At 74.2% G+C, this 5,215-nt stretch carries 5 protein-coding genes; 3 read left to right on the top strand and 2 right to left on the bottom strand.

Features of this window, described 5'->3' with window-relative positions; translation table 11 throughout:
- From AC3WUG_RS19305 to guaB, 3 genes are all read left to right on the top strand, one after another.
- The coding region (locus tag AC3WUG_RS19305; protein ID WP_492329150.1) for a hypothetical protein at nucleotides 1–840 on the top strand (840 nt) is incomplete at its 5' end.
- A gap of 102 nt (nucleotides 841–942) precedes the next feature.
- Entirely contained in the window at nucleotides 943–1,638 is a 696-nt protein-coding gene (locus AC3WUG_RS19300; RefSeq protein ID WP_492329149.1) for a response regulator transcription factor, read from the top strand.
- A 91-nt stretch (nucleotides 1,639–1,729) separates the two neighbouring features.
- Entirely contained in the window at nucleotides 1,730–3,259 is a 1,530-nt protein-coding gene (gene guaB, locus AC3WUG_RS19295) for an IMP dehydrogenase (protein WP_492329148.1), read from the top strand.
- Nucleotides 3,260–3,316: 57 nt separating this feature from the next.
- Here guaB and AC3WUG_RS19290 read toward each other — a convergent pair whose 3' ends face one another.
- On the bottom strand, nucleotides 3,317–4,873 hold the full coding sequence (locus tag AC3WUG_RS19290) for a helix-turn-helix domain-containing protein (RefSeq protein ID WP_492329151.1): 1,557 nt from the start codon (nucleotides 4,871–4,873) through the stop codon (nucleotides 3,317–3,319).
- A 164-nt stretch (nucleotides 4,874–5,037) separates the two neighbouring features.
- Complete coding sequence (locus AC3WUG_RS19285; RefSeq protein WP_492329147.1) at nucleotides 5,038–5,190, bottom strand: hypothetical protein; 153 nt, start codon at nucleotides 5,188–5,190, stop codon at nucleotides 5,038–5,040.
- Nucleotides 5,191–5,215: the final 25 nt, after the last annotated feature.

The following is a 5,215-nucleotide window of genomic DNA, read 5'->3' as shown; positions in this document are numbered from 1 at the left end:
ACGGCCTTCGTCGGCAGCGTCAGATGTGGAGAAGAGACAGGCCCCGACGCGTCCGCCGCCCCCGGTACGGCGCCCGGCTCGCCCGCCGGCGCCGTCCGCCACCTGAACGCCGTCCCCGACGCACCCGGCCGCGCCCGCGAGGACGCCGCGGCTGCCGCCCCGCGGCGAGCCGCGGACGCCCCGTCCGGCGCGGCCACCGCCTCGGGCGCCCGCGCCGCCCGCCCGCCGCGCCCGGCCACGCCGACCTCCGTCATCGACGCCGCCCTGCGGGCCGACGCGGCCGAGGTGACCCGCCTGCTCGCGCTGCCCCCCGGCGGCGACCTGGTCCGCTGGTGGTCCGACCTGGTCGCGCCCGCGCGGGCCGGCATCGCGGCGCGCACCGTCCTGGCCCGCCCGGGCGACGAGCCCGACGCGCTGGTGTCCGCCGCGGCGCTGGCGGTCCTGCGCGACCGTTCGGGGCGGGTCCCGCGGCACCCGTCGCGCCGGCGGATCGTCCTGCTGCTCGCCGCGCCGGGTGAACCTCGGCCGCTGTCGCTGCACGTGCTCGCGGGCGCGCTGGCCGACGCGGGCGTCGACGCGCGCGTGGTCGCGGGGCCCACGGGCCGGCACCGGCTGCTCGAGATCGCGGCGATGACGTCGCCGTCGGCGGTGGTGCTGCTGAGCGAGCAGACGGCCCCCGACCTGGGCCTCGTCGGCGCGGTGGCGGAGGCGAACGCCGCGCTGCCGGTGTTCGTGATGGTGCCGGACGAGGCCGCCGGGGAGGTCCCGCTCGGCCGCCAGGTGCACCGCGTGCGGACGGTTCCGGGCCTGGTCCACGAGGTGCTGGCCGTCTCCGCCTGACACCTGGGTTCTTCCTGGACGCTAACGTCGGCCCCGATCCGGCCGATACAGGAAGGAAGCCGGATCCGCCAGGGTCCTGGCACAGGCGGAAGGCGGAGGTCGATGGCGGGCGTCGTGGTGTGCCACGGATCGACGGCGGTGCGCGAGCGCATCGTCCTGACGGCACTCGGTGTGCCCGCGCTGGCCCCGGTGCGCGCGGCGGCGTCCGTGGACGAGCTGGTCACGCTGGCGCGGCGGGTGCCGCCGACCATCGTGCTGCTCGACGCGCACCTGCCGACCCCGGGCCCCGTGGAGGCGATCCGGCGGCTGCGCGCGGTGCCGTCGCAGTCGACGGTCGTGATGCTGGCGGTGCCCGGCGACGAGATCGCGCTGGACCGGGCGATCGCGCTCGGCGCCCGCGGCTACCTGGCCCCCGACGTCGGCCGCGCGGAGCTCGCCGCGGTGGCGGCGCACATCCTGGCGAGCCCGGGCATCCCCGGCGCGCCCGGCGCGGTGCCGCACGACGGCCTGGCCGCCGCGCACGCCCACGGCGCCGTCGCGAGCGCGCCGACCCCGGTCGTCGCCCGGGTGGAGCTGCCCGCGCAGTCCACCGGCCGCGACGAGGTCTCGCTGACCAAGCGCGAGGTCGAGGTGCTGGTCGGCATGAGCAACGGCCGGTCGAACGCGCAGATCGGCCAGGAGCTGTTCCTGTCCGAGGACACCATCAAGACCCACGCCCGCCGGCTGTTCCGCAAGCTCGGCGCCGCCGACCGCGCGCAGGCCGTGGCCATCGGGCTGCGCAAGGGCCTCATCCGCTGACGCCCGGCGCGGACCCCGCGCGCCCCGGACGTCGCGCAGGTCACCCCGGGCGACGGCCGGGAGCTCCGACGGGCGGCCGTATCATCGGGGGATGACCGACCTGGGCACCCCTGGATCCGCCGCTCCCGCCGACCCGTTCGGCTTCATCGGTCTCACCTACGACGACGTCCTGCTGCTCCCGGGCGAGACGGACGTCATCCCGAGCGAGGTCGACACCACGACCCGGCTCACGCGTGAGATCTCCCTGTCGATCCCGCTCGTGTCCGCCGCGATGGACACGGTCACCGAGTCGCGCATGGCCATCGCCCTCGCGCGCCAGGGCGGCATCGGCGTGCTGCACCGCAACCTGTCCATCGAGGCGCAGGCCCACCAGGTCGACCTGGTGAAGCGCTCCGAGTCCGGCATGGTGTCCGACCCCGTGACCGTGGGCCCCGACGCGACGCTGGCCGAGCTCGACGCGCTCTGCGCCAAGTACCGCGTGTCCGGCCTGCCGGTCGTGGACGACGACCGCCGCCTGCTGGGCATCATCACGAACCGGGACCTGCGGTTCGTGCCGCCGGCCGAGTTCACCACCCGCCGGGTGCGCGACACGATGACGTCGATGCCGCTGGTCACCGGCCCCGTCGGCATCTCGAACGACGACGCCGCGGCGCTGCTCGGCAAGCACAAGGTCGAGAAGCTGCCGCTGGTCGACGCGGACGGCCGCCTGCAGGGCCTCATCACCGTGAAGGACTTCGTGAAGTCCGAGCAGTACCCGCTGGCCACGAAGGACGCGAGCGGCCGCCTGGTCGTCGCCGCGGCCGTCGGCTTCTTCGGGGACGCCTGGGACCGCGTGTCCGCGCTCGTCGAGGCCGGGGTGGACGCGCTGGTCGTGGACACCGCGAACGGCCACGCCCGGCTCATGCTCGACATGGTCCGCCGCATCAAGTCCGACCCGGGCACGAGGCACGTCCAGGTCATCGGCGGCAACATCGCGACCCGCGAGGGCGCGCAGGCGCTGGTCGACGCGGGCGTGGACGCGGTCAAGGTCGGCGTCGGCCCGGGCTCGATCTGCACCACCCGCGTCGTCGCCGGCGTGGGCGTGCCGCAGGTCACCGCGGTGTACGAGGCGTCGCTGGCCGCGAAGCCCGCGGGCGTCCCGGTCATCGCGGACGGCGGCCTGCAGTACTCCGGCGACATCGCGAAGGCCCTCGTGGCCGGCGCGGACAGCGTCATGGTCGGCGGGCTCATCGCCGGCTGCGACGAGTCGCCGGGCGACCTGGTGTTCGTCAACGGCAAGCAGTTCAAGCGCTACCGCGGCATGGCGTCGCTGGGCGCGATGCAGAGCCGCGGCGACCGCCGGTCGTACTCGAAGGACCGGTACTTCCAGGGCGACCTGACCGACGACGAGATCATCACCGAGGGCATCGAGGGCCAGGTCCCGTACCGCGGCCCGCTCGCGGCGGTGGCGCACCAGCTGGTCGGCGGCCTGCACCAGTCGATGTTCTACGTCGGCGCGCGCACGATCCCGCAGCTGCAGCAGCGGGGCAAGTTCGTCCGGATCACGCCGGCGGGGCTGAAGGAGTCGCACCCGCACGACGTGCAGATGATCTCGGAGTCGCCGAACTACACGGTGCGCTGACACACGCAGAAGGGGCCGGGTGCGGATCGCACCCGGCCCCTTCCGCGTCCCGCGGGGTCAGTCCCGGAACGTCTCGATCTGCGCGCCCAGCTCGACGAGCCGCTCCTGCAGGCCCTCGTAGCCGCGGGCGATGATGTCGACGTTGCGCAGCACGCTCTCGCCCTTCGCCGCCAGCATCGCCAGCAGGATGACGACCGCGGGGCGGAGCGCCGGCGGGCAGGACACCTCGGCGCCCGACCAGCGGGTCGGGCCGGACACCTGCAGCCGGTGCGCGTCGAGCAGCCGCACGTCCGCACCGAGCCGGGTGAGGTCGGTCAGGTGGATCGCCCGGCCCTCGTAGACCCAGTCGTGCACCAGCGTCGACCCGGTCGCGCACGCGGCGATGACCGCGAAGAACGGCAGGTTGTCGATGTTGAGGCCCGGGAACGGCATCGGGTGGATCTTGTCGAGCGGCGCGCGCAGCTCGCTCGGGTGCACCGTGATGTCGACCAGCCGGGTGCGGCCGTTGTGCGCGGTGTACTCCTCGGACAGCGTGTAGCGCTGGCCCATCTCGGACAGGGTCGCGAGCTCGATCTCCATGAACTCGATCGGCACCCGGCCGACGGTGATCTCGGAGCCGGTGACGATGCCGGCGGTGAGCAGGCTCATCGCCTCGACCGGGTCCTCGGACACCGCGTACTCCACGTCGGCGTCGATGTCGGCCTTGCCGTGCACGCGCAGCGTCGTCGTGCCGATGCCCTCGACCCGCACGCCCAGCAGCTCCAGGTAGAAGCACAGGTCCTGGACCATGTAGTTCGGGCTGGCGTTGCGGATGGTGGTGACGCCCGGGCGCCGGGCGGCGGCCATCAGCGCGTTCTCGGTGACCGTGTCGCCGCGCTCGGTGAGCACGATCGACAGGTTGTCCGTGCCGGGGTCGGTGACGCGGGCGAGGTAGCGGCCGCCACTCGCGGTGACGGACAGGCCGAACGGGCGCAGCGCGATCATGTGCGGCTCGACGGTGCGGGAGCCGAGGTCGCAGCCGCCCGCGTAGGGGAGCCGGAACTCCTCCTGCTGCCCGAGGAGCGGGCCGAAGAACATGATGATCGACCGGGTGCGGCGGGCGGCGTCGACGTCGATGGCCTCGAGGTCGAGGTCCTTCGGCACGACGATCTCGAGGTCGCGGCCGTCGGCGGACCAGGTGGCGCGGACGCCGACGGACCGCAGCACGTCGACGATCCGGTCGACCTCGACGATCCGCGCGACGTTCTTGAGCCGCGTGGTGCCGCGGTTGAGCAGCGAGGCGCACAGCAGGGCGACCGCGCCGTTCTTGGACGTGTTCACGTCGAGCCGGCCGGACAGCTGCGCGCCGCCCCGCACCCGGAGGTGGGTGTGCTGCGGCCCGCCGAGCGTGACGATCGGGGAGTCGAGCGCGGCGCCGATCCGGGTCAGCATGTCGAGGCTGAGGTTCTGCGCACCCTGCTCGATGCGGTGCACGGCGGACTGGCTGGTGCCGAGGAGCTCGGCGAGCTGGGTCTGCGTCAGGCCGCGGTGGCGGCGCGCGGACCGGACCAGCGAGCCCACGTGGGCCAGCTGCTCGGGGAGGGTGGGGGTGACGACGGGGATGGACGAGGTCACCGTGGGGACGGCTCCGGTCGTCGGGTTGGTCAGGGTCACGACGACGACGTTAACTCATGGATGAGATATCGGCGCGGCGTCGGTTGGGGAGATCGTGTGCGCACGCGGCCGGCGAGCAGATCCCGACCTCATGGCTGGCGTTGCGCGCGGAGCGACGGCGCAGGTCAGGCGATCAGGGTGTCCTGGATCGGGCGGCCGGCGAACCGGCGGTCCCGGGCCGGGTCGTGCCGGATGGCGACCGGCTCCGGCGTCACGCGGACGGGAAGCGCGGGCTGGGTGGCGATCCGCCCGGTGACCCGGGCCTGTCTCTTCTCCACATCTGACGCTTCCGACGAAGGCCGT

It is taken from the genome of Cellulomonas sp. EB106-03-03-XG116 (assembly GCF_058792015.1).
The sequence above is the reverse complement of the archived record's forward strand: the minus strand, read 5'-3'. Positions and strand labels throughout refer to the sequence as shown.

Bases quoted from the DNA above. Each gene is read 5' to 3' on its own strand.
- guaB (WP_492329148.1), top strand. From the start codon at position 1,730: ATGACCGACCTGGGCACCCCTGGATCCGCCGCTCCCGCCGACCCGTTC.
- AC3WUG_RS19300 (WP_492329149.1), top strand. From the start codon at position 943: ATGGCGGGCGTCGTGGTGTGCCACGGATCGACGGCGGTGCGCGAGCGC.